Here is a 26,996-nt window from a genome sequence, read left to right as displayed (position 1 = left end):
GGAGACTAATGCTCGCGCACCAGCACGCCAACCCGCGGCGCCCAGCCGGCATTCGCCTGCTTCTTGGCGGTGACCAGCGTCAACATCGAAGGGTCATACACATCGACGTTATGGGTCACCGGCGTCGTGAGCAGGTATTGTGCCTTGGTCGCCTGCAGGAACCTGGCCACGCGCTTGATGTTGAAAATATCCAGGTGTGCAAACGGCTCGTCAATAAAGACAAACCCACCTGGCCGGGTTTCTTCCATCATCAGCGCCACCAGCAAAATCAGTGACTTCATGACCTGCTGACCGCCAGAAGCATCCCCATCATTCATGCCAGACAAGCCTTTGTCGTCAAAGCCAAACCGCACTTCGAGCCCAGCTTGTGACAAGGTCAGATCATCTGCCTCCAGCGCGACCGGCGCACAATCGACGTCGACATCGGCCATTTTGGCCAGCTCTTTAAGGTTTTTGCTGTACTTGCTCACCGAGTAACGCAAGCGGCCAATATAGGCTTCACGGGCATGTTCGGTTTGCGTTTGTGCAGCGCGGTTGTCACGTTCGCGGCTTTCAACATCCTCTTTTTGCGTCAGGTAATCCGCCTGCATTTTGTCGCGCATGGCGATTACATAAGGGTCGGTCTCCCAACTTTGCGTTTCCAGTCGCTTGGCTATCTGTTCAATTTGAATATCCACCAAGCGTGGGCTCTCCCACTTTTCGAGCAGCTGCTTGTTGGCCGCAGTTTCCTGCCAGTCTGCGGGCAATTTCTGCTGGTCGTGACGAATACGCTCCAGCCGACGCTCTTGCTCAGCCCAGCCTTCGCGGTTTTCTTTATCGACAATGTCTTTTTGCAACTGGGCAATCTTGTTGCGTATGCTTTCCTGAGCACGGATAGACTCGCGGATACGTTCCTCCAGCTGTGTATTCAGTTGCGACACTTCATACAACTTCTCGCCGACCGCCTGCCGTTGTGCCTTGACGTCCGCATACTGCCGCTCAACGCTGGCAAACTGCTCGGCACGTGCCGCCAGTTGTGCGGCTGCATCGACCCCGGCCAGCGCATTTTTGAGGGTTTGAATCTGCTGTCGCAACGGATGCAGTTCATCCTGCAAGACATTGATCTCGGTTTCGATCTGTTGCAGGTTCTGGCGCAAACTGTCCAGCCTGGCTTTACCAAACCTGGGTTCATTCGGGGCCGCATGCCGGCCACCACGACGCTCGCGCAAGTAGCCCTGACGTGTCACCCAGTCCTCACCGCGTGGCAAGGCAACGCCGGCGGCAGTATCTTCCACCCGTTGCGTACGTTCCAGCATCGCCAGCATCCAGGGCGCCACCGGTTGTTTGAGTTTAATCACTTCCAGCAAGGAGCCTTTGGGCGGCAAACCGGCCAACTGTCTTTCCGGCACAATCAGGTGACGATACTTCAGACTTTCACCCAGCGCAAAGGCCGTCTCGGCCTGTTTTTCACTGTGCAGCATGATGACATGCGCAAACGGTGCCAATACCGCCTCAACGGCTGTTTGCCAACCGGCATCCGTCACTTCCAGAATATCGGCCAGTGTGTCATGCGCAATATTAGCCTTACTCAGCGCCTGCCTGAACTCCGTCACTTCGTGTGGATCTGCCCGGCGCCCGCTGCTCAGGTTTTCCAGGGTATGTTGCCATTGCTGCTGCTGTTGCTGTTTGGCCCACAACCGGTTTTGCAAGGCACTACGCTGCTGCTCAAGCTGCCCCAGCTCGGTCGTTGCTTGCACCACGTCGGCACTCAATGCCGCTTGTGCTTCAAGCTGCTTCTTCTGCTCGAGGACCGCTTCCAGCTTGCCCTCCTCCTTGTTGAGCTGGTTAACCTGCTGGCTCAAGTCGGCTTCATGCAGACGCGTGGCTTGCTGCTGGCTCTGCAAATGCTCGGCCTGGGTTTTGTGATAGTCCAGTTCACTGGTCTTGGCCGTCAGGTCTGCCTGCAGACCTTCACGCTCTTTACGGTTGGCATCCAGACTGCGGGCTGCACGCTCCGCTTCTTCCTGCAACTGGTAAAACTCCAGCCGGGGTTTCACCTCATCCACCAGCAAGGCCTGCTCCTGGGTCAACTGTTGCCATTCCAGATAGCGGTTCACACGCTGCTCCTGAGTTTGCAGGCTGTGTTCCAGCGCCTTCAGGTTATTTTGTGTGTATTGCAACTCCTGTTCGGTGGCCCGCTGATGCTGCCTGGCCTCCTGATAGCGGGTCAGAATCTCTTTGTCACCAAACACATCAAACACCAAATCGAGCAACTCGCGCGGCTTGTATTCGCATAACTTGTCGGTCTGGCCTTGCTCGAGTGATAGCACACGGGCAATGGCGGGCGACAATCCGGCCTCATGCAGCAGACGCTGATAGTCACGTACCCCAAATTCCTGGCCCTGTTGCGCCATGTCCTTGAGTGCCACTTCACCATCGGCCACCCAGTAATGCCGTACCCAGTCACCGCCTTTTTTCTCGATATGGCAAGCCAGTGTGATTTTGTCCTGCATAAACGGAATGCCGAATGGGCGCTTGCTGCTCCCGACAGGGCGACTGTTGTCTACCACGCCCAGCAACCAGCAAAAATCTTCGCCGTTGCGACGCACATAGCGCTTGTAATCCCGTTTCCCTGAACCAGAGCCTGAGCATTCCAGCGCCAGCAGGGTACGCATGGCATCCAGCAGCGTGGTTTTGCCCGAGCCATTGGGCCCGACAATGGTAATAATGGAAGCATCCAGCGGCACCACAAAACGTTGCCAGTAATCCCAATGTACGACTTCCAGTCGATTTAACCTGAACATCTTATTGATCGTCTTTCTGTGTGTTCATTGATTTAAGAAGTTGCCTGACCCGCGCCAGCGCTCTGCGACTGTTCGCGGATCAAATCACCCAGGGCGCCCTGGATGATGCGCGGGGCCATTTCGGCATAGTCAAACACCAGGTCGAGTAAAGGACCTTCATAAATAATCTTGTTACGGCGTTCTATGAGTCCCAGGCGCGATAACTGTGGCAAGGCAAAATTACTGATACGGCCTTTGCCACCCAGCAACTTGCCAAAATCCTCAAGCAACACGTTTTCCGGGATGCCGCGTGACAACTCCTCTGACGGCTCGGCTTTAACCAGCGTGCCAAACAACTCGCCTTGTGACTCCTGTGCGGCTTCCCGCCCCAACTGACGTTCGCGCTTGGGCAGGATAATCAAGGCCCACAGCACCACGGTCAGGGCCAGTGTATCTTTGGGCAACCCAATATTGTTACTCAGCCATTGCTGACCATCATCCATCACGGCACGCTCTGCGTCCTGGTGCAGCCCTACCGCCACGTGGCTGGCATAAGGGTTGTCCAGCAAGCGCAAACCGCAAGCCTTGAGGTTGTTTTCGAGCGAGACCCGAAAATCCAGGTCGAACAGCACGCGCCTGATGACTTCATCAGAACGCGGTAAATAACGATGAGCAATCAGTCTGGCGGCCAGTTGTTCGCTTGTTTGTTGCATGCGGTTAACCCTCCTTGGCTGGCGTATGTTTAATTAATTGACCGGCGGTCATGGCGGCCACCTCGTTTCGATGTACGGCTTGCAGTGGCGCATCCAGTGCGTGCGTTAGGCGGAACGGTTGTTCTGCCAGCGCATTCAAGTCGGCATCCTCATGTTTTTCACCTAAAAAGGTCAGCAGGGAATAGCGGTAAGACGCCTGGGCAAAGCCACCACCAACGACCACGTCTGGCAATGCGCTATCGTCCTCGAGTTGTGCCAGCACACGCGTAAGGTCGGTGAGTTGTGGCGGGTAAGAAAAGGCTTCGGTTTGCGCAGGGGTGACTTCCACATCCGGGGGCATGACAGAGACTTTAGGCACTGCCACTTCACGTTCTAGCACGTCATCGGCAATATCCAGCATCACGTCGGGCAGCACAAACAGTGGTTCTGGTGTCACTGCCATCCGCGCGCCCATTTGCGCCAGCGACTCAACGCTGCGTTGCTGCAACCAGGCGGATAACTCGGTGGAACTCAGGCCGCCTTGCGACAGCATGACCCGCTGCCTGGCCACTTTGGCCAGTTCACGCTGAAAGACCGAGGCCATATTGAGTAAACGCGACTGCTGGCTAGCAATTTTATGCACAATTTGCCAACCGGCATCATCCATGCCGTTTTCTGAAATGGTATTGATCAGTGCCGTGGCTTTTTCAATCCAGGGTTGCGCCTTGCTCAATCTGGCCTGCGCCGACTTCAGCCTGAACTCGGAACCTGAGGCAATCGCTTCCTGGAAGAAATGTTCGTATTCGGTGAGTTTGGCCAGTACGTGACTCAGATGCTCGGCACTCAGTTCACCGACGGCACTGCCGCCTGCCGCCTGCGACATCAGGTAGCCCAACTCGTCATCGGCCTCGCCAAACCGCAACAAGCCACTGATGGCAGACAACACCATGCGGCCCGCGGCAGAAATCTGGTATACGCGGCGGTCTGCGTCCCATTGCAGCAAGTCGTGGCTGCGCAAGCGGTGCAACACGGTTTCCAGCTTGGTAGCATCAATAAAAGAAAGGTGATTTTGCAACTGGGCTGGCGTCCACTCGGGCAACTCTGCCCGCGCTGCAATTTCACGCATCACGGCGAGGCGAATCATGACTTCATCTCGGCCGCCGCGGAACAGCCCGATCAGCACATCGATGATGTGTGAGGACTGCAACAGGGGAAACAATGCATCAATATCCTGAACATAGACTCCCGGTTTGAGGAACTCCTCAAACGCGTTTACATCACTGACTTCTGACATCTATTACAGGCCCTGCTTCAAGCTTTCCATGATAAACGGATCGAGATCACCATCGAGCACGCCTTGCGTATTGCCGATTTCAACATTGGTACGCAAGTCTTTGATCCGTCCTTGATCCAGCACATAGCTACGAATCTGGTGACCCCAACCAATATCGGTTTTGGCATCTTCCAGCGCCTGCTTTTCTTCATTACGCTTGCTGAGTTCCAGGTTATACAAGGCGCCTTTCAGCATATTCATCGCTTCTTCTTTGTTTCTATGCTGTGAACGGTCATTCTGGCATTGCACGACCACCCCCGTTGGCAAGTGGGTAATCCGCACAGCAGAATCGGTTTTGTTAATATGCTGACCACCGGCACCACTGGCGCGGTAAGTATCAATGCGCAAATCTGCAGGATTGATTTCAATTTCAATCGAATCGTCCACTTCCGGAAAGATTTGCACGCTGGCAAAGCTGGTATGACGCTTGGAGTTGGCATCGAAGGGCGACTTACGGACCAGGCGATGCACGCCGCTTTCGGTGCGCAAGGTGCCAAACGCATAATCCCCAGTCACTTTAATCGAGGCGCCTTTAATCCCGGCAATGTCGCCTTCTGATTCCTCAAGCACTTCGACTTTGAAACCTTTGCGCTCTACATAACGCAAGTACATGCGCAGTAACATGCCGGCCCAGTCCTGTGCTTCAGTGCCACCGCTGCCGGACTGAAACTCAATAAAGCAATTGTTGGCATCCATCGGCTGCGAGAACATGCGCTTGAATTCCATCTCGGCAACGATTTTTTCTATCTTCTGGGCATCAGCCTCCACACTCAGCAATGTGTCGTCATCACCTTCTTCACGCGCCATGTCAAACAATTCACGGCTATCGGACAATGACTGAGACACATCATCCAGCGTCATGACCACGCTTTCAAGCATGCGTTTTTCCTTGCCCAGATTTTGCGCTTTTTCGGCGTTATCCCAGACTTTAGGATCCTCGAGCAGGCCGTTAACTTCGGCTAAGCGTTGCTGCTTGTTCTCGTAGTCAAAGATACCCCCGAAGCGCTTCGTGGCGTTGGGTCAGGTCGCTCAGTGCATTGGCAATACTATTAAGGTGTTCGGCTTCCATTTTCTGTGAGTATAAAAATGTAAAAACCAACATTATAACGCAGCTATGCCCTTGGTTCAGGCGTAACTTACGCTGCCCACACTCAGACAGCCCCATATTTTTGTCACAATGATTGTCACAAAATAGTAAAATTACTGTCACAAAACTTTTGAACGTATAGGGAGTCCTCAATGGCGAATGCCACTTTCGGCCGCATCATGGCCGCGATCAGCCCCAGAAACGATAACTATTTTGTCCTGTTTAACCGTTTGGCTGATTGTGCAGTCCGTGGCTCCAAAGTCCTTGCGCTGATGGCGGCCGTTGTTGATCAGGCAGGCTTTGAAACGCATTTTGCCGAAATCCGCAAAATCGAATCTGAGGCAGATGAATACACCAAGGAAATTCTGCTTTCACTGCATAAAACCTTTATTACCCCGTTTGACCGCCGCGAAATCCGTGAACTGGCGATGGCGCTAGATGACATCATTGACTTTATGGAAGCGATTCCGCAAAGCGCCGAGATTTATGGTCACAGCAAGTTCACCCCCGAAATGGTCGCCCTGGCACAGATCTTATTAAGGGCAGCAGAAAAGGTAAGGGATGCGGTGCATATGCTGTCAGACATGAAAAATGCCGAACGCATTCTGCGCACCTGTGAAGAGATCAGCCAGATCGAAGGCGAAGCCGATCACATCATGCGCTCAGGCATGCACAGGCTGTTTGCCGAAGACAGTGACGCACGCAGTTTGATCCGCTCACAAAAACTGTACGACCTGTTTGAAGAAGCAGTCGACAGCTGCGAAGACGTCGCTGACGTGATTCACGGTGTCGTGCTAGAACGCATCTAGGACACGACCATGGATCATGTGATTGTGGTCATGGCAGTGCTGGTCATCGTGGCGCTGATCTTTGACTTTATGAACGGCTTTCACGATGCCGCCAATTCGATTGCGCTCATGGTGTCTACCCGTTTACTGACGCCACAGGCGGCCGTGATCTGGGCCGCGTTTTTTAACTTTGTTGCCTTTCTGTTTTTTGGCCTGCATGTGGCCGACACGGTTGGCAAAGGCATCATAGACCCCAACATCGTCAATAATACCGTGGTGTTTGGTGCCTTGTTCGGGGCGATTGCCTGGAATGTCATTACCTGGTGGTTCGGCATCCCCTCCTCGTCCTCGCATGCATTGATCGGCGGCCTGATTGGCGCAGGCATGGCCCACTCCGGCACCCAAGGCGTCATTTTCGGCAGTAAGCTCATCAGCACCGGCATTGCCATTATCTTGTCGCCGTTATTTGGCATGTTGCTGGCGCTGTTGCTCTCTATCGGCATCATGTGGGCGTTCCAGAAATCCTCGCCCTATAAAATCGAAAGCCGCTTTAACAAGCTGCAATTTATCTCTTCTTCTTTATTCAGCCTTGGCCATGGCGCCAACGATGCGCAAAAAACCATGGGCATCATTACCGTGCTGCTGTTTGCCAATGGCTATCTGCAAGGTGACTTTCATGTGCCCTTCTGGGTGGTGATTGCCTGTCAGCTGGCTATGGGGCTGGGCACTCTGTTTGGGGGCTGGCGCATAGTGCGCACCATGGGCATGGGCATTACCAAAATCCGCCCCACTGGCGGCTTTGCGGCCCAGACCTCAGGCTCGATTGCGCTGTTCCTGGCCACCAGCCTGGGCATCCCGGTGTCGACCACGCACACCATTACCGGCGCCATTGTCGGCGTCGGCCTCTCGCGCCGCATGACCGCGGTGCGCTGGGGCCTGGCGTCACGCATTGTCTGGGCGTGGGTGCTGACGATTCCTTGTGCCGCCATCATGGCAGCCATCGCCTACCATATTGGCGAAAATGTGCTGTAAGCCTGACGTAAGCTAAAAAGGACCTGCCCAAGGTCTTTTTTGGCTTTTGTCACATTTCTGTCATATTAAGTTTTTATGATTCCGTCATCACATACAAACCACACTCAAATACAGGAGTCCTTAGATGAAAACCCGTTTGTTCCGCAATACCATGATAGCCGCACTGGTCGCACAGGCCTTTACCTTCGCGCACACCGCAGCGGCTGCGGACAAAATCATCAAAATTGATGGTTCCAGCACGGTTTACCCAATCACCGAAGCCGTTGCCGAAGAGTTTCAACGCAGCAAAGGCGTGAAAGTCACTGTTGGCGAATCTGGCACTGGTGGCGGCTTCAAAAAATTCTGCCGCGGCGAAACCGATATTTCCGATGCTTCCCGCCCGATCTCACAAAAAGAAATCGACGCCTGTAAAGAAGGTGGCGTTCAATTCATCGAACTGCCTATCGCTTATGATGCACTGACTGTGGTTGTGAACAGCAAAAACGACTGGGTGAAACAAATCACCGTCGCCGAACTGAAAAAAATCTGGGAACCAGGTTCCAAAGTGAAAAATTGGAAAGAAGTGAACGCCACTTACCCGGACAAAGCCATCAACCTGTACGGTCCAGGCACGGCTTCCGGTACGTTTGACTACTTTACCGAAGCAGTTAACGGCAAGGCAAAAGCTAGCCGCACAGATTACACACCGTCAGAAGACGACAACGTACTGGTGCAAGGCGTTGCCGGTAACGTGGGTGGCATGGCCTACTTCGGCATGGCCTACTATCAGGAAAACACTGACAAGTTGAAAGCGGTGCCAGTGGTTGCCAAAGAAGGGGCTAAACCAGTGTTGCCTTCTGAAACGACTGTGATGGACGGGACTTACCAGCCATTGTCACGTCCACTGTTCATTTACGTGAACGCGACAGCTGCTGCGTTTAAACCAGAAGTGAAAGCCTTTGTGAATTACTACCTGGAAAATGCGCCACTGCTGGTGAAAGAAGTGAAATACGTGCCACTGCCAAAAGAAGATTACGAAGCAGTGAAAACACACTTCAAAGCCATGAAACCAGGCACAGGGTTTAACGGCACAGCAGAAGTCGGTATCAAAATTACTGATTTGTTGTCCCGAATCAAGTAATGATGACAAAGGGGCTTAAATGCCCCTTTTTTACTGACAAGCCGGCCTGAACAACCGATTATCCGCTAAAATCCACCCCTGACAGATCACACTATGGCGACTCAAGCAATGCAAGTACCTGCGCAACTGACTATCAGCCCACGACTGGCGAAGAACATTCGTCGTAACGTCAAAGAACGTATTATTGAATTCATCCTGATGACCGCCGCGCTGGTCGCAGTGGCAACCACGTTTGCAATTGTGGGGGTTTTGCTGTTTGAATCATTGAGTTTTTTTAAAACAGTGTCTGTCGTCGATTTTTTAACCGATAGTCAATGGACGCCACTGTTTGAAGATGCGCACTACGGCATCATGCCGCTGGTTTCCGGCACTTTGACCACCTCCGCGATTGCGCTGGCCGTGGCTGTGCCAATTGGCACCGTTTCGGCAATTTTCCTGTCTGAATTTGCTTCACATAAAACCCGTGAAACCATCAAGCCGATTCTGGAATTGCTGGTGGGTGTGCCTACCGTTGTCTTTGGTTACTTTGCCTTGTTTTTTGTCACCCCCATGCTGCAAGCCATTTACCCTCAGCTACCCAGTTTTAACATGCTGGGCGCCGGGATTGTCATGGGCGTCATGATTATTCCTTACATTGCTTCCATGTCCGAAGATGCCATGCGCGCCGTGCCCATGAGCATGCGTGAAGGTTCTTATGCCATGGGTGCAACCCGTTTCCAGACCGCGATTAAAGTGGTCACACCCGCCGCAGTCTCAGGTATTGTGGCGGCCTATATTCTGGCGATTTCTCGTGCAGTGGGTGAAACCATGGTGGTTGCCATTGCAGCAGGCCAACAGCCTAACCTGACCTTTAATCCGCTAGACAGCGCTGCCACGATTACCGCCTACATCGTACAAGTGGCCATGGGTGACTTGCCGCATGGCAGCATAGGCTACCAGAGTATTTTTGCCGCCGGCCTGGTACTCATGATCATGACACTGTCTTTCAATATCGTGGGTCACTGGGTACGCAAGAAATACCGCGAGAATTACTAAACAAAGACCCGTAAAGTCTGCCCGTTGTCTTATTACTGAAATATCACCACCATACACTGCCGGTAACCCTTGCTTACCGGCACTTGCGGAAGTTATACCAAATGGAACATAAAGCCTCAGTCCTCGAAAATCTGGCCGAAGTCCGCGCCATGATTAAACGTCATAAGCGTAATGACGCCCTGTTTGCCGCCATCGGCCTGATCTGCCTCATGCTGGGCCTGATTACGCTGATGCTGCTGTTCTGGCAACTGATTGCGGATGGCTATCCAAAATTCAATCTGGACTTTTTGACTGAATTCCCGTCACGCCGTGCGGCCAGAGCCGGCCTGCTGTCTGCCTGGGTAGGTTCTTTGCTCGTCATGTCCGTCACTTTCCTGACCGCAGTCCCTGTCGGGGTTGCTGCTGGCCTTTATCTCGAAGAATATGCGCCGAAAAACTGGTTTACCGACCTGATTGAAATTAACGTGTCCAACCTGGCCGGTGTGCCTTCGATTATCTACGGCCTGCTGGCGCTGGGTCTGTTTGTCTACATGCTGGACTTTGGTCAAAGCATCCTGACCGCAGGCCTTACCCTGGGGTTGCTGATTTTACCGATTGTCATTGTCTCAACCCGAGAAGCGATCCGCTCTATCCCACTGTCTATCCGTGAGGCGGCCTACGGCGTTGGCGCAACCAAATGGCAAGTCGTCTATGACCACGTGTTTAAATACTCTTATGGCGGTATCCTGACCGGTATTATTATTGGCATGGCACGTGCGTTGGGTGAAACAGCCCCCATCATTACCATTGGTGCGCTGACCTTTATTGCCTTCCTGCCACCCAGCCCGATCACGCTGGAGCCGCCTTTCCTGAATTTCGAATGGTTATCTTCAGGCTTTACTGTGATGCCGATTCAAATGTTTAACTGGTTGTCCCGCCCTGACCATGCGTTCCATGTCAATGCGGCAGCCACCGGGGCGCTGATCATCATCGTCACACTGTTAATGAATGGTACAGCCATCTGGTTGCGCTATAAAATCCGTAAAAATATTAAATGGTAATGCCACACAAGAATTAGGAAACTTCATGGCCACTGTCACTACTGCAATTAAAGCCGAAGCACGCGATTTAAACTTTTTTTATAGCAACGGCGCACGCGCACTCAAAGGTATCTCCATGCCTTTGTACGAGAATAAAATCACCGCGCTGATTGGCCCTTCAGGCTGCGGAAAGTCCACTTTCCTGCGCTGCTTCAACCGTATGCATGATTTGTATCCTGGCAACAAATACCAGGGCCAAATCGTGATGCATCCAGACAACACCAATGTGCTGGATTCAGGCGTAGACCCCATTGAAGTGCGTATGCGCATCAGCATGGTGTTTCAGAAGCCTAACCCCTTCCCAAAATCCATCTATGAAAACGTGGCTTATGGCCTGCGTGTGCGTGGTGAAAACAACAAACGCATTATGGATGACAAGGTTGAAGAAGCTTTAAAAGGCGCGGCGTTGTGGAACGAAGTCAAAGACCGCTTGCATGACCTCGCTTTTAACCTGTCTGGTGGTCAGCAACAACGGTTATGTATCGCCCGTGCCTTGGCCACTGATCCAGAAATCATGCTGTTTGACGAGCCCACCTCTGCGCTGGACCCAATCGCAACAGCCAACATTGAAGAGCTGATGGTCGAACTGCGAAGCAAACTGACCATTCTGGTGGTGACGCACAACATGCAGCAGGCAGCTCGTGTGTCCGACTACACCGCTTACATGTATCTGGGTGAGTTGATCGAGTACGATGATACTGACAAGATCTTCACCAACCCCAGCCGCAAGGAAACCGAAGACTACATCACCGGCAAGTTTGGTTAATTGCCCGTGCTATAAAAAACGCCGCAGATTGCGGCGTTTTTTTATGCGCGTTAATCATGCGCTTTCATAACACGTGTTGCGCAGTGAGCCGCCTTCAGCCCAACGGCTAATCCAGCATGCTTGGACTCCAGAACGCCTGCGAGACATAAGGTGAGGTCAACAATTGCTGAATCACCGCTTCCAGCTCGGCTTCACGGATGGCACTGGCCAGCAACATGGCCTCAATTTCAACACAATCGTTACCAAACGCATGCATCTGCAAATGCTTGGTCGGATATTTGGCTTGCTCCAGCGTGCTTTCAAGCAAGCTCATCGCCTCTTTCTGGTAACGGCGCGCAGCAATCACATACACCGTCGTTGTCGCCTCCACATGCAAGGTATTGATGGGTTTGCGGTTGATCTGATTGACGACCGGGCGTAACAAGGTATTGGTCGCCAGCACAAACAAGGTACCCAACAAGGCCTCCAGCAACAGGTCAGCACCGGCACACGCCCCCACGGCCGCAGAACCCCATAGCGTAGCCGCCGTATTCAAGCCTCGCACATTGCCCTCTTCACGCATGATCACGCCCGCGCCCAGAAACCCGATACCGGAGACCACATAGGCTACCACGTGCACCGCACCATCATGCGACATGAGCCGGTTGGCCATATCCACAAAAATGGCGGCGCCAATGGCCACCAGCACATTGGTGCGCAAACCGGCGGTGCGTTGGCGGTATTGCCGCTCAAAACCGATAATAGCGCCGCAAACAAAAGCCGTCGACAAGCTTAACAATGAGTCGAGCAACGACACCAGATTAATATTTTGCATCGCTTGCAACGTCATGCGACATCCCTTTTCCTAACAACACTCTTGTCAAAACAACGCTTGGTCTGCGTGAAGACCGTCCAATAAAAAGCGCCACGAAACTCGTGGCGCTTTGATCAGACGCTTAACCAGGATCAGATGATGATCTTGGTTCAGGCGGTACGACGCAACCCTGGTTCAAGGACAAAAAAATCAGGATTCAACGCTGCCAGCGGCTGTTTCAGTTTTTCAATCTCGGCGGCAGGCGCGTGCACTTCGAGACGGATAATTTTGGCCAGTTTCAGTGCCTCGGCTAAGGGGGCGGCCACATTTTCAAGATGTGCAAGCAATGATTCAGCGTCCCGGTAGCCTTCACGGCAATGCGCGATATTACCATTGAACGAAAAAGCATAGTGCAGGCAACCTGCTTCCTGTCGTGTTTTTTCCACGAATGTTGCGCCCAGTGCTTTGAATGCTGCCAGATGTTCGGCTTGTACCTCAAAATAAGGCACCAGCGTGCAGCATTGATCGGTTGTAAACATGTTTGATTCTCCTGATGTGTTTTATATTGAGTTTGTTAAACACAAACTTGCACACATCTTGGCTGGGCAATGCCCGAGCGTCAAGCGTCAATCTTCCCGATCGCAGACAAAGGCGCGCATCGGCGTATTAAGCCGTTGCGGAAGCGGCCAGACTCAAATGTGAGAGCACCAGGCGCTGGTAACACTCAATCAACTTGGTCGCCTGCGCATCGCTGGACCAGACTTGCTCCACATAGCGCTTGCCTTGTTTACCGATGCGTTCGCGCAACTGACGATCAATGAGCAAGGTTTGGACTTGTTCGGCGAAATGCAGTTCGTCATCTTTGGCAATCAGGGCGCCCTGCTCCTGACGCAGGATAGAAGCCGTGCCCAGCTCGGCAATCGCGACCACGGGCGTGGCCTGCGCCATGGCTTCAAGCAGCACCAGGCCTTGTGTCTCGCTCTTGGAGGCAAATACAAAAATATCTGCCGCCTGATAGGCCGCATTGAGCCCAATAGCACGGTCCAGGTAGCCCAGGAACATGACATGCTGTTGCAAGCCCTTGTCGCGGCTCATTTTCTTCAGCATGGCTTCTGCCGGGCCTTCACCCGTGATCACCAGCAAGACTTCAGGATGATCCTGAATCACCAGAGAAAGCATTTCGAGCAGGAACTGGATGTTTTTTTCATGTGCAACGCGGCCAACAAACAGCAACAACGGACGCTGAGCGGGAATGCCATACTTCTCACGGAAAGCGGCACCATCACCGGGAATAAAACGTGAGGCATCCAGCCCGGTCGGGATCACGGTAATCGGTGTCGTCACCCCGTATTGTTGCAACACATCACGCATTTGCGCCGAAGGCGATACCACGGTATCCACCTGCTGGCATTGCTTGCGCGAGACCGATTGTGCAATCCGCACCGCCAGACTGCGAGGCACCCAGGGCAAATAGTGGTGCATGTAGTCCTCAAAAAAGGTGTGGTAGGTCTCTACCGCAGGCACCTGCAATTGTTTGGCAATTTTAAGCCCCGCATAATGCGCAATAAACGGCGTATGAATATGGACCAGGTCGTAGTCACCCGTATGCAAATGGCCGGCATAGTCCATCAAGGCGGACCATTTCATCAAATAATCTTCGGGATCAAATACGATCTTGCGGGCATCGATGCGCGTAATCCACTGCTCGTCTTCTGTTTGAGACTGCTCAATCGCCACCGGATATTTGGGCGCAATCAGATGCACCACATGGCCTTGCTGGCGCAAGCTTTGCGCAAATGTGCGGATGCTGGTGGATACGCCATTGACGCGTGGAAAGTAGACATCTGAAATCATTAATATTTTCATGACAAATGCTGTATTGCACAGATTCCATATTAAAAACTTTACAGAGTCTAACAACGCTTCATGATGGTTTTATGACCAAAATCACTTTCATATCAATGTCATACAGACTTCATGCAACTGTCACTTAGCAGGCGCAAAGTGCGCCCATGTTACTGCGAGCCTTACTGATCACCTGTTGCCTGTTATTCGCCCTGCCTGGTGAAGCGCATGCATGGGGATTGTATTCGCATGTGGCTTACACTCACCAGTGGTTACAAAGCCTGCCGCTACAAACACTGCCCTTGCTTCCTTTGTCCTGGCTGGGCGTGATCCAGCGTTACCCTTCACTGGTGATGGCTGGTGCCTGTCTGCCCGACCTGGCTGTGGTTTCACGCTCATTCAGCCATAGCCATGGCTGGGGCATCGGCCAGCAGCTCCTGCAAAGCAAAAATGAGCGCCAGCGTGCATTGGGCGTGGGCTATAACCTGCATCTGCTCACAGACGTAGTGGCCCACCAGCACTTTGTGCCGACGTTTGAGGCCAAGTGGCAACACCACAGCCTGCTCACGCACGCCGCGGCCGAGTGGGCCATGGATGCCTATTTGCACCAGCCCGAGATTCCGACCCCAGGCAAACTGTTGCGCATACATCGTAATACCATTGTCGACACCCTGAGCCAGGGCCTGCATTGTGATGCCAGCATCGTCCAGCGCGCCGTTAGCCGCCTGGCCAGTGCCGACCAGGCCTTGCGTTTTTCTCGCATCCCGAATTACCTGTTACAACGTTATCGCAGGCTGGATAACGAGTTTGAACACAAACTGGCGTATTACCGCAGCCAGGTCTCGCTCGCCCTGCACGATATGCCGCAGCTGCTCAATGGCCACTTTCCGTCTTTGCATGCTGAACATATTCACCTGAGCATGGAGCAGCTGGATGACTGGCGCCGCAAATGCCTGCAAGATGCCCGTTTAAGGCCTACGAGGGCGATCCAGGCCTTTGAGCAATATCAGCACCAATGGTTTAACCAGCCTGATTGCTGACGCCACGCAATCAGGCCGCTCAAGCGGTCATCCACACCGCATGGCTTGAAACTTAACGTTTAAACGCCATCTAAGCTAAGACCTCCTCATAAAAGATTCCAGCTTAACCATGCCTCCCCTGCGTTTTTTAATCATCACCACAACCCTGGTCGGGTTACTGCATTACTACATTGGCAGCCGCTTGTTGTCTGGCCTGGACTGGTCAAGCACAGTGTTATGGCTGGGATGGCTGGCACTGGCACTCTCCGCCTTGCTACAACCTGTCGCTTTCCTGGCACGGGGCTTACGTAGCGAAACCCTCCGAGACCGAGTGAGCTGGATCGCCATGACGGTGATGGGGCTATTTTCGTCTTTGCTTGTATTCACTGTGCTTCGGGATGGATTGCTGTTGGCCGTCGCCGGCTTACATGCGACAGGAGTCGTTAAGGTGGACTTTTTATGGCTGGAACGGCAAACCGCGTTCGCTACCTTGCTGATTGCCTGCATTATCAGCCTGATTGGATTTTTTCACGCACGTAAACTGGCTCGCGTCATCCATGTCAGCGTGCCGTTACGCAACTTGCCGGCCGCCCTGCATGGCTTCAAGATTGCACAAATCAGTGATATTCATGTCGGCCCGACCATCAAGCAGCCCTATTTGTCACGCATCGTGCAAGCAGTCAATGCGCTGGAAGCGGATTTGATCGCGATTACCGGCGACCTGGTGGATGGGCGTGTGCATGAACTGGCGGAACACACGCGCCCACTGGCGCAGTTATCAGCGCGCCATGGCAGCTTTTTTGTCACCGGCAATCATGAGTACTATTCCGGTGCCTTGGCCTGGATTCATGAACTGGAACGTCTTGGTATACGCGTTTTGCTCAATGAGCATGTGCAACTGCTGCACGGAGAAGCCACCTTGGTGGTGGCGGGTGTGACAGACTATACGGCTGGCAGCTTTTACGAGGATCACCACAGCGACCCTCAGGCCGCCATTGCCGGTGCGCCTGCCGCGGCGCCTAAAATCCTGCTCGCGCATCAGCCACGCTCTGCCGAAGCCGCCCAGGCGGCCGGCTTTGATTTGCAGCTATCCGGGCATACACATGGTGGTCAGTTCTGGCCCTGGAAATACTTTGTGCCCTTGCAACAACCCTATGTTGCCGGGCTTCACCGCCTGCAAGACTTATGGATTTATGTCAGTCGCGGCACCGGCTATTGGGGACCCCCCAACCGCTTTGGTTCCCCTTCTGAAATTACCTGCCTGACCTTGATGCCAGCACAGGATTAACTGCGCGCCCCTGCCGTTCGCCGCATGCGCAAATCGGGCACATAAGTCGCCAGTATCAGCACCAGGGCAGACAGCAAATAAAAGCTGCGTAAAGGGTAATCGGTGACAAAGCTGGCGGTGGCTGGCTTGGCCGCCAATGCCTGGTAAAAAGCTGGCTGGTCTACGCCTTTGACATAACTGCCTTTAAACTCGGCCGCCAGTGATTTTAAATAGTCTTCCTCCAACTGCGACAACATGCGGTCATACTCGGCGTAAGCCACAGGTGGATCTGGCTCATCCTGGCTGGGGTCGGCATAGGTCACGCCAACAGCCCCCGCGTTATTGTTGTCACTCACCGGCCAGTCCCCGACGCGTTTATTGGCAGAGTTGTAGCGCGGAATCGCCACTTTTTCTGCACCGCCTACACCGACAAAGGTGAAAAACTCACCAATCTGTACCCCGCTCAAGTCCTGTTTGATCGTCACATTGACGCGCGGCGCTTCATCGCCATCCGTAAAAAACAGCATTTGCGCCGGTTGATTGAGCGCATCATAGACATGGGTCGCCGCATGCACGGCAAAGCTCAGGCGACTGTTGCCTTTCCAGGCCATGCGCCATTCCAGGTGGTCGATGCCGTCGGTAATCACATCCAGGTTTTTGCATACCTCCAGCGGGGTTTGCAGCATGGCGATATTATCCGAGGCAAAAATGCCCAGGCTAAAGTATGTGCCACAAGGAGATCGCTGCACCAACTGCTTCATTAAATGCTGGCTATAGGCCAGGCGACTCACAGTCTGCTGATTCAGCAGCACATCCTCTGCATTCATGCTTTGTGACACATCGGCAATCATCAAATAATGCTGCACCTGCTGCTTGAGCTGGACCTCAGGCTTGAGCAGCGCCAAGCCGAGCAGGCCGAGGGCCAAACCGTAGCAGACCGGCTCATAATGTTTGCTTAACCACGCCCATCCACGCATCAGGGTAATCCTATCGGTAAGTTACTGAGTTCCATATGCGATTGCTCCTTGCTACCGGCTTGCATGCCACGTGCCATGACCGAATGCAGCAGCGACAAGTTGAATTTTGCCGTCTGGTCATCCGGTTGCAAACGCAAGGCCTGCTCATAAGCAATTTTGGCCTGGCTAAACGCATAGCGGGCTTCATCCTGAAACGAGCCATCTTCGTTGACCGTGCGTACGAGGCCGGACAAAAACAGGTTGTTGCCGATATTAAAGTGGATATGCGGCAGTGCATTGGCAGGTGGCGATGCCTCAAGGGCCTGACCATAGGTTTGCACCGCATGTTTATAGTCGCCATGTTGACCCTGGTCATACGCCGCAGTAAATTTCTGCAGATAAGCCTGGCCGCCCGTTTTAATCACCTCGCCAGCGGCGATCTGGGCGTTGAGTACGCGTGTAGCGTGTAATTGCCAGCCAAAATACAGTGTTCCTGCCAGGCCTGCCAGCGTCAGGCCCAGCCAGAGTGTATTGGCATGTTTGCGATAGATGCTCATTCGTATACCTTTATCTGTTTAATCAACAACAGGGCCAGCCCCAGCAATAACGCTACGATGATCAAATCCCTGGCGTAATCATGGCCCGGAATCATGATGTCGTACTGAATCAGGTTCTTTTCCTTGGCGTCAATCTCACGCAAGGCGGACTCGAGTGCGGTGGCGTTATCCGCTTCAAATGCCTTGTATTTGATATTTAGCGACTGAAAAAAACGGTCAAGCGCAATCGCCTCGGGCAGATGGTCATCGTCATAGCTGTTTTGCGTAAAAATGCTGATGTCGTCCGGCTCACGCAACACAATCCAGTACAAATTGAGCTTTTTACCCACCAGCTGTTTGCGGATCTGGTATTTGACGCGCGGGCTTAACTTACCGGCGCCGTCGGACAGCAGCACAATCGCGCGTGAGCCGGTACTGGGAATCTGCTCGAACAGGGTCACGGCATGCGTAATACCCGCCCCGATATTGGTCTGGTTAATGGCTGGCCCCGTCGCTGCCTGGATCGCAGCGTGAATGCCGTCACGGTTGGTGGTGATTTTCATGCCATACAACGCTGAATTGGTAAACCCCACCACCCCCATCATGTCATCAGGCCGTGAGTCAATAAAGGCGGTAATCAGCCGTCTGGCCGCCGCAGACTTGATTTCAGCGGCGCGCCCGCCCACGCTTTGCCCGGCAAATGGATGGTCCATGCTAACGCTGCGGTCAATCACAAACACGCTTTGTGCGCCCTTGCCGATTTTCTTTTCCTGATGGCTATCGCCCTGCAATCCGGCCAGGGCTAGCACCAGACACAATAACATCAGACTCGTTGCGGCCTTAACCAATAGATGAATGCGCTCGGAGAACGGATCGTCCGGCACCATCTCAAGCCACGAGTAAGCTTGCGCATGGCGGCTGGTCAGCAAAAACGGGACGGCAATCACCGGCAACAGGAGTAAAAACCAGGGACTCAGGCTGTGCATCAGACGCCCCGCTCACAACTGCGCAACTGACGTGTCAACATCTTGCATTGCTGCAGATAATCGGCTGCCGCAGGCAGCTGGTTACCATAAAGCAGTGTATTGGATTGCGCATAAAACTGCTGAATCTGGTCGGTATACGCCGCAAATACAGGCTGTTTGGCGACAAACATGGGCACCTGACTGGCCAGCATCTGCTGGCCAAAATGCTGGTTAAAAGCTTGCTGCATCGCCAGTGCCGCCAGGGTTGCGCCCTCATGTGTAGCAGGCAAGCGTTGCAGGCGCCGATACGCCTGAGCGAACGGGCCATTCAGCATGGGCAACCAGGCCCAGCTGGCATTGCGGTATAGCAAAATGAAACTGCCCAGCAAAGCCAGCCCCCCACTGACCAGCAAGCCTAGGCTTAAGGGGGGTGTGTCCAGTAAGGCTGCGCGGTGCTGGCCCAGCAAGGTAGGTTTGGCCGGTTGCATCCGGTCAGGCAGTTGCGCCATCAGCCAAAAGCGCCAGGCGGGTAGCGTCACGCTGGCGCCACTCGTAAACACAATCGGTTCGGGCGGTAAGGCTAATTGCACGGGCTGGCCGCTGCTGGCAAACACCTGATACTCAAACGTCAGCGTATACACCGTTTTGCCCGCTTGTCTGGCATGCGTCTCTTGCACCTGCCTTAACTCGATACCGTTACGCTGCACGCCCTTGATTGGGAGCTTGTCTGGCTGCAGTTGCAGCGACTCAGGGACAGACAGCGTGATGCGCCGTTGCAGGACATCGCCAATCTGAATGCCTGCATAGTGCGCAGGATTTTGCAGATGCAACACCTGGATGGCCTGGGCTGCAGAGGAGGCGACCGCTTGAGGGGCAGCTGCATCCTCTTTGGCGAGGGATTCGGCCTTGACTGGTGCCATCCAGATCAAGCCGGTTAAGCAAACTATCAAAAATGGATTCATCGCCACACGCTATTGAATAAGTTGTTCAAAATAATCGGAAAGCATCGCCGTTTCAAACGCGCCTGTGACATACAACGGGCGAATCTCAAACCTGGCGAATAATTGATCCAGCGCTTGCTTGCGCTGCTCAAACTGCGCCACAAAGCGGGCACGCAAAGCGGGCCGGAAAAAAATGGTTTTTTGCTGCCCGGTCTCGGGATCTTGCAAATTGCCAAAGCCCAACCGTGGCAAGCGCTCATATTCCTGCGGATCCCATAACACCAGCGGGATCACCTGATGGTTAGACAGACTGTTCAGACTTTGCTCAATCAGCGACAAGGGCAGGTGAAAATCCGAGATCCAGAACACCAGTCCTTTTTGCTGCCCCAGCCAGGCCGTCGCCTCTACAATCCCTTGTCCATCCTGAGGCCCCGCCTCAACTTCTGTCAGTTGCGCAATGGTGTCAAAGGATTGTTGCGCGTGGTGCCCGGGTGCCAGGCTAAGCTCTGGCAGCACACGATGCTGGTAGCAGACCATGCCGAACAAATCGCTGTTTTCATGGGCAGAGCAAGCAACCGCAGCCGCTATCGCCTGCAAGGTTTCATATTTGCTGACGTGCCCCTTGAACTGCATGGAACTGGACAAATCACACAAGGCATACAGCGGCGTGGAAGCCTCTTGCTTGAAAACCCGGATCTGGATCTGTTCATAAGGGTCACGCAAGGTTTGCCGCAAATCCAGCCGTCTGGCATCTGGATAATCCACCAGCGAGACATGCTTGCTGAACTCATCACCAATGCCGCGCTGAACCCCCTGATGCGCTCCGCTATGCACACTGGCTGAACGCCACGGCACCTGGTAAAAAAAGGACTGTACTTTATCGGGCATCATGGTCTGGCATCATGCGGCTTTGGCCCGTTCCGGGACGCTGACCGTGGCAAGAATCTGCTGGGTCAGCTCACGGGACAGTTGCGTACGGCGGCTCTCGAACATCGGATTCAATACCAAACGGTGCGCGATGATTTCATGAAAGACAGCATGGATATCCTCTGGATACAAATGCTCGCGCTGCATGAGCCAGGCATGCACGCGCGCGGCCTTGAGCAGCATCCCCATGCCGCGCGGGCTGGCGCCGGTATGAATCAGGCGGTTAACATCCACACTCTCCAGACGCACGCCAAACGCTGCCGGGGATTGCGTCGCCTGCCATAAATCCAGCGCATACTCCTGTAACACGTCACTGGCCTGAATATGGCTTTGCAGCACATCTGAAAACGCATTCAGCTGATCATAGGCCAGCACGCCGGACTGGACTTGCTGCGTGAGGCGCTCTGCATGCTGGAATTTGACATCAAACATCAAGGCCTTGCGCAAATCGCGATCGTCTGGAATATCAATCGGGATTTCCATCATGAACCGGTCGCGCGCCGCGGAAGGAATCTCGAAGGTTTCATTTTTCTCGACCTGGTTACGGTCCGCAAAGACCAGCATATGCGGCAAGCGGTATTCTTTTTTGAAGGCGGTGACATGACGCTCGGCCATGACTCGCAACATCAAGGCATGAACTTGCGGGCGTGCACGGTTGATTTCGTTGAAGAAAAAGACCGACAGTTGCTCACCGGCGCGCAGCAATGGCCCCTCTTCGACCTTGGGGCGACCATCTTCACCGAGAAAAGTATGGTAAATGAGGTCATTGGGCATCAGGTCTACCGTGCCCTCAATCCGCTCATAAGCGCCGCCCAGCCCCCGCGCAATCGATTGCAGCAAGGTGGTTTTACCCACCCCCACGCCACCTTCGAGCAAGACATGACCGCGGGCAAAAATGGCAATATTAATGGCGCGGATGGCCTGGTCCTGACCCACCACAACTTTTTTCACTTCATGCTCCAGCGTCAGCGCATGATCGCGCCAGTCCGCCAGTTGGCTTGCTACAGATGCAGATGTCATTGTCTATCCCTTGTTAAGCAATGCAGCCAGGGCTATGATGCCAATCGGGCCGCTGAAAAGATGAATGAACCCCTGCTTGCATTTTAGCCAGTCACACGATAATATGCAGACAGGTCTGTTCACTTTTTTCCAGTCTACTTCAGCCAACAAAAAAAAAGCAAGCGAATTTTAGGGGTCACCGGGTGAATTTTTTAGCGATTGTGAATCAGACCAGGCAGTCCATGACGCGCAGGGGCATGACCTATGCCAGCCAGGCGCTGTGGCGCTTGGGGCTGCGGCAATGGGCAAAACATGCCCCGTTTTACCAGTTGCGTGATGCACTGATGGATTGGAACCAGCAACGCATTCAACGCAGCGGCAAGGCGGTTGCGTTAAATGCGCAGGATATTGCGGCATTGCGGCAATTACTGGAGCAGGCGCAACAGCAATCCAGTGCAGCCCTGCCAGCCGCCCTGCTCGACCAGTGGTTCTTCCTGGCCGTTGGCGCCATACAGGTGCATACGCAAACTGGCTCGGCGCGTGCATGGCAATTGTTTGAGCAGTCTGTGCATAGCCAATTGGGCAGCACAACATGGCAGCGCAGCTGGTCATTTGGCGCGCTGGTCAGCCTCTGCGTGATCTGGATGAGCTTGAGTACGGCCCCACACAAGCCTGTCACAGAAGAGGCCTCCCCATTAGAGACCGCAGTCAGCCATGCTGGCGGCGGCACGGCGGACCCGGTGACATTGAGTTTACTCAATCTGGCCTACCAGAAAATGCAAAGTGGCAGTTGCCAGTTACCGCAGGCAGCGATGTTACCAGAGGCCCAGCGTCAGGCCTTTTTGATGTTTGTGACTGAAGGCAAGGTGGATGTGGACCAAGTGGAGCATTTAAGACAAGCCCTGGGCTATGTCAGCTGCTTGTATCCGCAAGAGTTGATGCGTCCGCAGGGACGGGATCGTTTACCAAGAGAATAAAAATACTAGCCCTGAATCGGGAAAAAAGGGATATACCAGATGAACATGCGAGATAAAATTCTGAACATTGCAAGCACACTGTTTGACAGCCGCGGTATCCAGGCTTCTGGCGTGGATACCATTATCCTCGAAGCCGGGGTCGCCAAGGCGACGCTATACAAACACTTTCCGAGCAAAAATCTGCTGATTACCGCCTATTTGCGTGACAAATCGGACAAGTTTTATGCCTGGCTTACCGCTCAACTCACCTCACGCAAGGCAGAGTCGCTGGAGTTATTGCTGTTATTGTGTGAATTGATGGAGCAATGGATCAGCCAGCCCGCGTTTCGCGGCCTGCCCTTTCACATTGCCGCCGTCGAATTTCCTGAGCAAGATCATCCTATCAATCAATACTCAGTGGTGCTATCCAAGGAGCTGCAAGGCTTTTTATGCAAGATTGCCCGCGACGCAGGGGCCAAAGACCCAGAGGCGCTCGGCCAGCAGTTGACCATTCTGTTTGAAGGTGCCGCCCTGGTGGAGCGCCTTACGCCCAATACCGGTGCCGCCAACCGCGCCAAACTGGCGGCAATGACCTTGGTACGCAATGCCGTTTAACCATGCTCAGTCGTTGTTTAGGTCGGCATGAAGTCTTGCGTCAATAACCGGCTCATGGTACTGGCTATCGACGCAAGCGCCTCCTGACTCGCCCCATGTACGGCTTGTATGGTCATGCCCTGATGGACAGTCATTACCAGTTTGGCCAGCAAGCCCACCTCTACACTAGCCGCAATTTCTCCCGCTTGTACCGCAATCGCAAAGCGCTCGCCTAACTTCTGCTCCATGGTAATGCGATAGCCATTCAATAAGGTTTTTATGGCTTGGGCTTCGGTGCCACAAGCCAGTGCACCTTGTGTAACCAGACACCCGGCAGGATGGTGGGTTTCAGCCAGCATATTGGCGGCTTGCGTAAGGATGCGCTTCTATCACCTGTCCCGCGGTCGGCTGGCTCAGCGCCGCTACCAGAAAGGCGGCAGGCCCCTGCACGTATCGCTCGACGGCCTTCTGGTACATCGCTTCCATCAGCGTACTCTTACGGCCATATTCATAAACATGTTGGCAGAGATGCCAGCAAGGGGGAGCACTCAGGAGGCCGCACTGAAAAAAGCGTTGACATAGAATATATACATGACTACCGAGCTGCCCGCCTTACCGCAAACCTTGGCTAGCGTTCTTTTTACAGCCAATGTCATTCGAACTGACACTAGAAAATTGCCAACTCTGTCAGCATCTTGTTGATCACAGCTTGGCAGCTAAGCTTAACCCAATGGCTCTTGCCCTCGCCTGAATAAACACACCCGCCCTGCCTTGCAGGGCTTTTTCTTCGCTGCAATCCCTGCTGTATTTTTTTCAGCAGACACAGCCCTTGATATATTTCCATATTTATGGAAATATAGAAACATGAATAAAGAACAAGCGCTCATTGCACTGTCTGCCATTGCCCAATCAGCACGACTAGACATTTTTAGATGCCTGGTCCAGGCAGGGCCGGAAGGCCTGGCGGCCGGCGCGTTGTCAGACTCATTACAGATTGCGAACAGCACGCTGTCTTTTCATTTGAAGGCGCTGACCCATGCCAACCTGATTTGCGCCCGCCAGGAAAGCCGTTTTATTTATTACACGGCCAACTATGCACAGATGAATGGCTTGCTGGCTTATCTCACCGAAAACTGCTGTGGTGGCGATAGCACCTGTTGCCCTGAGCTGCAATGTTTACCAACCTCCAAGGAAACCCGATGAAACGTATGCACCTGCATGTCCGCGTGACCGATCTGCCACAGAGCATCCGCTTTTATTCGACGCTATTTGGGATTGGTCCTAGCGTTGAAAAGGCAGACTATGCCAAATGGATGCTTGAAGATCCGCGCGTGAATTTTGCCATCAGTGCCCGCGGCCAGGCACCGGGGCTGGATCACGTTGGCATCCAAGTAGAAACCGCCGCCGAACTGGAAGTGATTCAGGCACGATTGCAAGCGGCAGACATGGCGGTGTTATCACAAACCGACACCACTTGTTGTTATGCCAAATCGGATAAACATTGGGTGCAGGACCCCTCTGGCCTGGCCTGGGAAAGCTATTTGACGCTGGAAAGTGCACCTACGTTTAACGATGCAGGGAAAACAGCGGCTTCAGCCCCCTGCTGTACCCCGATGGCACAGCCAGTCAGTATTCAAATCAACAAGAAGGATGTTTAAGCCGATGACAAATCAAGCTTCAGGTATTGGAAATTTTGAGCGCCATCTGACCTGGTGGGTACTGGCGTGCATTATCAACGGCATCGCGCTGGGCAAACTTGCCCCAGATTTTTTTCAGGCGCTGGGAGCGTTGAAATGGGCAGAGGTGAACCTGCCTGTGGCCGCCCTGATCTGGCTCATGATTATCCCCATGCTGCTCAAGGTGGATTTTGGCGCCATGCGCGAGGTACTGGGGCATGCCAAGGGCATCACGGTCACCCTGGTGATTAACTGGCTGGTGAAGCCGTTTTCCATGGCCTTGCTCGCCTGGCTGTTCATTCGTCACCTGTTTGCCGACTGGTTACCCGCCGAACAGATTGACAGTTATATTGCCGGGCTGATTTTACTGGCCGCCGCACCCTGTACAGCGATGGTATTTGTCTGGAGCAATTTATGTCAGGGCGAGCCCAAATTCACCTTGTCGCAGGTGGCCATCAATGATGCGATCATGCTGGTCGCGTTTGCCCCACTGGTGGCACTCTTGCTGGGGCTATCCAGCATTATCATCCCCTGGCAAACGTTGCTGGTGTCAGTGAGCCTGTTTATCGTTGTGCCACTGATATTGAGCCAACTGCTACGGCGTTGGCTGCTGGCAAAAGGGCCTCATCGATTCGCAGCCACCTTGCAAACCATCCAACCCTTTTCCATGGCGGCATTATTGTTGACGCTGGTGTTGCTGTTTGCTTTTCAAGGTGGGCAAATCCTGTCGCAGCCGTTGGTGATTGCCTTGCTGGCGGTGCCGATTTTGATCCAGGTCTATTTCAACGCCCTGCTGGCCTACTGGCTGAATAAACAATTCAAGGTCGCCCATTGTGTGGCGGGCCCCTCTGCACTGATTGGCGCATCTAACTTTTTTGAGCTGGCAGTGGCGACAGCGATTGCTTTGTTCGGGTTTGACTCGGGCGCCGCACTTGCAACAGTGGTCGGTGTGTTGATAGAAGTGCCGGTCATGCTGTCTATCGTCGCCATCGTGAACCGTTCCAAACATTGGTATGAAAGTGTGTAATATGCGCATCCTGTTTTTATGTACCGGTAACTCCTGCCGCTCCATCATTGCCGAAGCCACCTTTAATCACCTTGCGCCGGCAGGCATGCGGGCACAAAGTGCCGGCAGCCATCCTACGGGTGAGGTGCATCCTCGCTCAATTGCCCTACTACAGGCCAAAGGCATTGCCACAACAGGCTATTTCAGCAAGTCCTGGGACGAGATAGGGGAAACACCTGACATTGTCATCACCGTCTGCAGCAACGCAGCCGGTGAAACCTGCCCTGCCTATCTAGGCAATGTGCTCCGTGCACATTGGGGGGTGGATGATCCAGCCAAGGCGACTGGCACCGAGGCTGAGATTGCGGCCAGCTTTGAGCAAGCCTACCGGATTCTGCGCACGCGTATTGAAGCCTTCCTTCAGTTGGAAAGCACAATATATCAGGACAGAGTAGCGCTACAGACCGTCTTGCAGCAGATAGGTCAACTCAGTTAAGTAGCGCGTATGCTAGGTGACAGCGCTTAAAAAGGTTTACGCGGCTCAAGGTGGCGGAAAATAATCCGGCCTTTGTCCATGTCATAAGGGGACATTTCAATGGTGATTTTATCGCCAGCCAAAATACGGATTTTGTGTTTGCGCATCTTGCCGCCGGTATAAGCGATCAACTCGTGACCATTATCCAGCTTCACCCGATAACGGGCATCAGGCAAAATTTCCGTCACTGCACCCTGCATTTCGATTAATTCTTCTTTAGCCATCGCTATCCCCCTAAAAAGTAAGTCGTTTCAAAATAAAAAAGCCCGGAAACTCCGGGCTTTTCT

29 protein-coding genes are annotated in these 26,996 nt (G+C 53.5%); 14 read left to right on the top strand and 15 right to left on the bottom strand.

The window, feature by feature from the left end:
• Positions 1 to 5: 5 nt before the first annotated feature.
• The 4 genes from ACT53D_RS02250 to prfB all read right to left on the bottom strand — a co-directional run bounded on the left by ACT53D_RS02250 (position 6) and on the right by prfB (position 5,856).
• The gene (locus ACT53D_RS02250; protein WP_476154270.1) at positions 6 to 2,783 is read right to left on the bottom strand and encodes an ATP-binding protein; all 2,778 of its coding nucleotides are present in this window, start codon (positions 2,781 to 2,783) and stop codon (positions 6 to 8) included.
• Between the two features lie 32 nt (positions 2,784 to 2,815).
• Positions 2,816 to 3,475 (bottom strand): hypothetical protein, encoded by a 660-nt coding sequence (locus ACT53D_RS02245; protein WP_476154268.1) that lies wholly within the window; start codon positions 3,473 to 3,475, stop codon positions 2,816 to 2,818.
• A 4-nt stretch (positions 3,476 to 3,479) separates the two neighbouring features.
• Entirely contained in the window at positions 3,480 to 4,748 is a 1,269-nt protein-coding gene (locus ACT53D_RS02240; RefSeq protein WP_194748136.1) for a hypothetical protein, read from the bottom strand.
• A gap of 3 nt (positions 4,749 to 4,751) precedes the next feature.
• A protein-coding gene (gene prfB / locus ACT53D_RS02235; RefSeq protein WP_194748464.1) for a peptide chain release factor 2 occupies positions 4,752 to 5,856 on the bottom strand; the annotation gives its coding sequence in 2 pieces (ribosomal slippage) (positions 4,752 to 5,774 and positions 5,776 to 5,856; 1,104 coding nt in all).
• A 170-nt stretch (positions 5,857 to 6,026) separates the two neighbouring features.
• On the opposite strand from prfB, the gene ACT53D_RS02230 reads away from it, so the two are divergent.
• The 6 genes from ACT53D_RS02230 to pstB all read left to right on the top strand — a co-directional run bounded on the left by ACT53D_RS02230 (position 6,027) and on the right by pstB (position 11,694).
• Positions 6,027 to 6,683 (top strand): DUF47 domain-containing protein, encoded by a 657-nt coding sequence (locus ACT53D_RS02230; protein ID WP_194748138.1) that lies wholly within the window; start codon positions 6,027 to 6,029, stop codon positions 6,681 to 6,683.
• Positions 6,684 to 6,692: 9 nt separating this feature from the next.
• Positions 6,693 to 7,694 carry an inorganic phosphate transporter gene (locus tag ACT53D_RS02225; protein WP_379075609.1) on the top strand — a complete coding sequence of 334 codons (1,002 nt, stop codon included), beginning with the start codon at positions 6,693 to 6,695 and terminating at the stop codon, positions 7,692 to 7,694.
• 124 nt (positions 7,695 to 7,818) lie between these two features.
• Positions 7,819 to 8,814 (top strand): PstS family phosphate ABC transporter substrate-binding protein, encoded by a 996-nt coding sequence (locus tag ACT53D_RS02220; protein ID WP_194748142.1) that lies wholly within the window; start codon positions 7,819 to 7,821, stop codon positions 8,812 to 8,814.
• A 108-nt stretch (positions 8,815 to 8,922) separates the two neighbouring features.
• On the top strand, positions 8,923 to 9,849 hold the full coding sequence (gene pstC, locus ACT53D_RS02215) for a phosphate ABC transporter permease subunit PstC (protein WP_194748465.1): 927 nt from the start codon (positions 8,923 to 8,925) through the stop codon (positions 9,847 to 9,849).
• A gap of 101 nt (positions 9,850 to 9,950) precedes the next feature.
• Positions 9,951 to 10,889, top strand: coding sequence for a phosphate ABC transporter permease PstA (gene pstA, locus ACT53D_RS02210; RefSeq protein WP_194748144.1), 939 nt, complete (start codon positions 9,951 to 9,953; stop codon positions 10,887 to 10,889).
• 25 nt (positions 10,890 to 10,914) lie between these two features.
• Complete coding sequence (gene pstB, locus ACT53D_RS02205) at positions 10,915 to 11,694, top strand: phosphate ABC transporter ATP-binding protein PstB (protein WP_194748145.1); 780 nt, start codon at positions 10,915 to 10,917, stop codon at positions 11,692 to 11,694.
• A gap of 106 nt (positions 11,695 to 11,800) precedes the next feature.
• Here the strand turns inward: pstB and ACT53D_RS02200 are convergent, their stop codons facing one another.
• The 3 genes from ACT53D_RS02200 to ACT53D_RS02190 all read right to left on the bottom strand — a co-directional run bounded on the left by ACT53D_RS02200 (position 11,801) and on the right by ACT53D_RS02190 (position 14,353).
• The gene (locus ACT53D_RS02200) at positions 11,801 to 12,523 is read right to left on the bottom strand and encodes an MgtC/SapB family protein (RefSeq protein WP_275355755.1); all 723 of its coding nucleotides are present in this window, start codon (positions 12,521 to 12,523) and stop codon (positions 11,801 to 11,803) included.
• Positions 12,524 to 12,657: 134 nt separating this feature from the next.
• Entirely contained in the window at positions 12,658 to 13,026 is a 369-nt protein-coding gene (locus ACT53D_RS02195) for a putative quinol monooxygenase (protein WP_313988280.1), read from the bottom strand.
• 127 nt (positions 13,027 to 13,153) lie between these two features.
• On the bottom strand, positions 13,154 to 14,353 hold the full coding sequence (locus ACT53D_RS02190; protein WP_194748147.1) for a glycosyltransferase: 1,200 nt from the start codon (positions 14,351 to 14,353) through the stop codon (positions 13,154 to 13,156).
• Between the two features lie 146 nt (positions 14,354 to 14,499).
• Between ACT53D_RS02190 and ACT53D_RS02185 the strand changes: the two genes are divergently transcribed.
• Together ACT53D_RS02185 and ACT53D_RS02180 are read left to right on the top strand one after the other, a co-directional pair.
• Positions 14,500 to 15,372, top strand: coding sequence for a zinc dependent phospholipase C family protein (locus ACT53D_RS02185; RefSeq protein ID WP_313988285.1), 873 nt, complete (start codon positions 14,500 to 14,502; stop codon positions 15,370 to 15,372).
• A 109-nt stretch (positions 15,373 to 15,481) separates the two neighbouring features.
• The gene (locus ACT53D_RS02180; protein WP_476154264.1) at positions 15,482 to 16,639 is read left to right on the top strand and encodes a metallophosphoesterase; all 1,158 of its coding nucleotides are present in this window, start codon (positions 15,482 to 15,484) and stop codon (positions 16,637 to 16,639) included.
• On the opposite strand, the gene ACT53D_RS02175 is transcribed toward ACT53D_RS02180, so the two are convergent.
• From ACT53D_RS02175 to ACT53D_RS02150, 6 genes are read right to left on the bottom strand one after another with little or no spacing between them, the layout of a single operon-like run.
• Positions 16,636 to 17,595, bottom strand: coding sequence for a VWA domain-containing protein (locus tag ACT53D_RS02175; protein ID WP_476154262.1), 960 nt, complete (start codon positions 17,593 to 17,595; stop codon positions 16,636 to 16,638). The genes ACT53D_RS02180 and ACT53D_RS02175 overlap by 4 nt on opposite strands.
• Positions 17,595 to 18,131 (bottom strand): tetratricopeptide repeat protein, encoded by a 537-nt coding sequence (locus ACT53D_RS02170; RefSeq protein WP_194748151.1) that lies wholly within the window; start codon positions 18,129 to 18,131, stop codon positions 17,595 to 17,597. Before ACT53D_RS02170 ends, ACT53D_RS02175 begins: the two co-directional genes overlap by 1 nt.
• Positions 18,128 to 19,096, bottom strand: coding sequence for a vWA domain-containing protein (locus ACT53D_RS02165; RefSeq protein ID WP_275355763.1), 969 nt, complete (start codon positions 19,094 to 19,096; stop codon positions 18,128 to 18,130). The genes ACT53D_RS02170 and ACT53D_RS02165 overlap by 4 nt, the downstream gene beginning before the upstream one ends.
• The gene (locus ACT53D_RS02160) at positions 19,096 to 19,995 is read right to left on the bottom strand and encodes a hypothetical protein (RefSeq protein ID WP_476154259.1); all 900 of its coding nucleotides are present in this window, start codon (positions 19,993 to 19,995) and stop codon (positions 19,096 to 19,098) included. The genes ACT53D_RS02165 and ACT53D_RS02160 overlap by 1 nt, the downstream gene beginning before the upstream one ends.
• 51 nt (positions 19,996 to 20,046) lie before the next feature.
• Entirely contained in the window at positions 20,047 to 20,907 is an 861-nt protein-coding gene (locus ACT53D_RS02155) for a DUF58 domain-containing protein (RefSeq protein WP_476154257.1), read from the bottom strand.
• 9 nt (positions 20,908 to 20,916) lie between these two features.
• On the bottom strand, positions 20,917 to 21,963 hold the full coding sequence (locus tag ACT53D_RS02150; RefSeq protein WP_379075591.1) for an AAA family ATPase: 1,047 nt from the start codon (positions 21,961 to 21,963) through the stop codon (positions 20,917 to 20,919).
• A 182-nt stretch (positions 21,964 to 22,145) separates the two neighbouring features.
• On the opposite strand from ACT53D_RS02150, the gene ACT53D_RS02145 reads away from it, so the two are divergent.
• The gene (locus ACT53D_RS02145) at positions 22,146 to 22,919 is read left to right on the top strand and encodes a hypothetical protein (RefSeq protein WP_476154255.1); all 774 of its coding nucleotides are present in this window, start codon (positions 22,146 to 22,148) and stop codon (positions 22,917 to 22,919) included.
• A gap of 39 nt (positions 22,920 to 22,958) precedes the next feature.
• Entirely contained in the window at positions 22,959 to 23,513 is a 555-nt protein-coding gene (locus ACT53D_RS02140; RefSeq protein ID WP_194748156.1) for a TetR/AcrR family transcriptional regulator, read from the top strand.
• Positions 23,514 to 23,530: 17 nt separating this feature from the next.
• Here the strand turns inward: ACT53D_RS02140 and ACT53D_RS02135 are convergent, their stop codons facing one another.
• On the bottom strand, positions 23,531 to 23,872 hold the full coding sequence (locus ACT53D_RS02135) for a TetR family transcriptional regulator C-terminal domain-containing protein (RefSeq protein ID WP_476155569.1): 342 nt from the start codon (positions 23,870 to 23,872) through the stop codon (positions 23,531 to 23,533).
• 484 nt (positions 23,873 to 24,356) lie between these two features.
• Here ACT53D_RS02135 and ACT53D_RS02130 point away from each other — a divergent pair, with 484 nt between their 5' ends.
• From ACT53D_RS02130 to ACT53D_RS02115, 4 genes are read left to right on the top strand one after another with little or no spacing between them, the layout of a single operon-like run.
• Positions 24,357 to 24,695: an ArsR/SmtB family transcription factor gene (locus ACT53D_RS02130; RefSeq protein WP_476154253.1), complete on the top strand. Its 339-nt coding sequence runs from the start codon at positions 24,357 to 24,359 to the stop codon at positions 24,693 to 24,695.
• Positions 24,692 to 25,150 (top strand): ArsI/CadI family heavy metal resistance metalloenzyme, encoded by a 459-nt coding sequence (locus ACT53D_RS02125; protein WP_476154251.1) that lies wholly within the window; start codon positions 24,692 to 24,694, stop codon positions 25,148 to 25,150. Before ACT53D_RS02130 ends, ACT53D_RS02125 begins: the two co-directional genes overlap by 4 nt.
• A gap of 4 nt (positions 25,151 to 25,154) precedes the next feature.
• Positions 25,155 to 26,195 carry an ACR3 family arsenite efflux transporter gene (gene arsB / locus ACT53D_RS02120; protein ID WP_476154249.1) on the top strand — a complete coding sequence of 347 codons (1,041 nt, stop codon included), beginning with the start codon at positions 25,155 to 25,157 and terminating at the stop codon, positions 26,193 to 26,195.
• Between the two features lies 1 nt (position 26,196).
• A complete protein-coding gene (locus tag ACT53D_RS02115) occupies positions 26,197 to 26,670 on the top strand; it encodes an arsenate reductase ArsC (protein ID WP_476154247.1) in 474 nt (157 codons plus the stop codon).
• Positions 26,671 to 26,696: 26 nt separating this feature from the next.
• Here the strand turns inward: ACT53D_RS02115 and infA are convergent, their stop codons facing one another.
• Entirely contained in the window at positions 26,697 to 26,933 is a 237-nt protein-coding gene (infA, locus tag ACT53D_RS02110) for a translation initiation factor IF-1 (protein WP_018985695.1), read from the bottom strand.
• Between the last annotated feature and the right edge of the window lie 63 nt (positions 26,934 to 26,996).

This window comes from Methylophilus sp. DMC16, from assembly GCF_056314045.1.
The sequence above is the reverse complement of the archived record's forward strand: the minus strand, read 5'-3'. Positions and strand labels throughout refer to the sequence as shown.

Excerpts from the sequence above, each read along its gene's own strand:
- ACT53D_RS02180 (WP_476154264.1), top strand. The coding sequence starts at position 15,482 with ATGCCTCCCCTGCGTTTTTTAATCATCACCACAACCCTGGTCGGGTTA.
- ACT53D_RS02195 (WP_313988280.1), bottom strand. The coding sequence starts at position 13,026 with ATGTTTACAACCGATCAATGCTGCACGCTGGTGCCTTATTTTGAGGTA.
- ACT53D_RS02170 (WP_194748151.1), bottom strand. The coding sequence starts at position 18,131 with ATGAGCATCTATCGCAAACATGCCAATACACTCTGGCTGGGCCTGACG.
- ACT53D_RS02220 (WP_194748142.1), top strand. The coding sequence starts at position 7,819 with ATGAAAACCCGTTTGTTCCGCAATACCATGATAGCCGCACTGGTCGCA.
- ACT53D_RS02155 (WP_476154257.1), bottom strand. The coding sequence starts at position 20,907 with ATGATGCCCGATAAAGTACAGTCCTTTTTTTACCAGGTGCCGTGGCGT.
- ACT53D_RS02245 (WP_476154268.1), bottom strand. The coding sequence starts at position 3,475 with ATGCAACAAACAAGCGAACAACTGGCCGCCAGACTGATTGCTCATCGT.
- ACT53D_RS02230 (WP_194748138.1), top strand. The coding sequence starts at position 6,027 with ATGGCGAATGCCACTTTCGGCCGCATCATGGCCGCGATCAGCCCCAGA.
- ACT53D_RS02225 (WP_379075609.1), top strand. The coding sequence starts at position 6,693 with ATGGATCATGTGATTGTGGTCATGGCAGTGCTGGTCATCGTGGCGCTG.
- infA (WP_018985695.1), bottom strand. The coding sequence starts at position 26,933 with ATGGCTAAAGAAGAATTAATCGAAATGCAGGGTGCAGTGACGGAAATT.
- ACT53D_RS02115 (WP_476154247.1), top strand. The coding sequence starts at position 26,197 with ATGCGCATCCTGTTTTTATGTACCGGTAACTCCTGCCGCTCCATCATT.
- ACT53D_RS02240 (WP_194748136.1), bottom strand. The coding sequence starts at position 4,748 with ATGTCAGAAGTCAGTGATGTAAACGCGTTTGAGGAGTTCCTCAAACCG.
- ACT53D_RS02190 (WP_194748147.1), bottom strand. The coding sequence starts at position 14,353 with ATGAAAATATTAATGATTTCAGATGTCTACTTTCCACGCGTCAATGGC.
- pstB (WP_194748145.1), top strand. The coding sequence starts at position 10,915 with ATGGCCACTGTCACTACTGCAATTAAAGCCGAAGCACGCGATTTAAAC.
- ACT53D_RS02130 (WP_476154253.1), top strand. The coding sequence starts at position 24,357 with ATGAATAAAGAACAAGCGCTCATTGCACTGTCTGCCATTGCCCAATCA.
- ACT53D_RS02175 (WP_476154262.1), bottom strand. The coding sequence starts at position 17,595 with ATGCGTGGATGGGCGTGGTTAAGCAAACATTATGAGCCGGTCTGCTAC.
- ACT53D_RS02200 (WP_275355755.1), bottom strand. The coding sequence starts at position 12,523 with ATGACGTTGCAAGCGATGCAAAATATTAATCTGGTGTCGTTGCTCGAC.
- pstC (WP_194748465.1), top strand. The coding sequence starts at position 8,923 with ATGCAAGTACCTGCGCAACTGACTATCAGCCCACGACTGGCGAAGAAC.
- ACT53D_RS02140 (WP_194748156.1), top strand. The coding sequence starts at position 22,959 with ATGAACATGCGAGATAAAATTCTGAACATTGCAAGCACACTGTTTGAC.
- ACT53D_RS02250 (WP_476154270.1), bottom strand. The coding sequence starts at position 2,783 with ATGTTCAGGTTAAATCGACTGGAAGTCGTACATTGGGATTACTGGCAA.
- ACT53D_RS02160 (WP_476154259.1), bottom strand. The coding sequence starts at position 19,995 with ATGGCACCAGTCAAGGCCGAATCCCTCGCCAAAGAGGATGCAGCTGCC.
- pstA (WP_194748144.1), top strand. The coding sequence starts at position 9,951 with ATGGAACATAAAGCCTCAGTCCTCGAAAATCTGGCCGAAGTCCGCGCC.
- ACT53D_RS02125 (WP_476154251.1), top strand. The coding sequence starts at position 24,692 with ATGAAACGTATGCACCTGCATGTCCGCGTGACCGATCTGCCACAGAGC.
- ACT53D_RS02165 (WP_275355763.1), bottom strand. The coding sequence starts at position 19,096 with ATGCACAGCCTGAGTCCCTGGTTTTTACTCCTGTTGCCGGTGATTGCC.
- ACT53D_RS02150 (WP_379075591.1), bottom strand. The coding sequence starts at position 21,963 with ATGACATCTGCATCTGTAGCAAGCCAACTGGCGGACTGGCGCGATCAT.
- arsB (WP_476154249.1), top strand. The coding sequence starts at position 25,155 with ATGACAAATCAAGCTTCAGGTATTGGAAATTTTGAGCGCCATCTGACC.
- ACT53D_RS02185 (WP_313988285.1), top strand. The coding sequence starts at position 14,500 with ATGTTACTGCGAGCCTTACTGATCACCTGTTGCCTGTTATTCGCCCTG.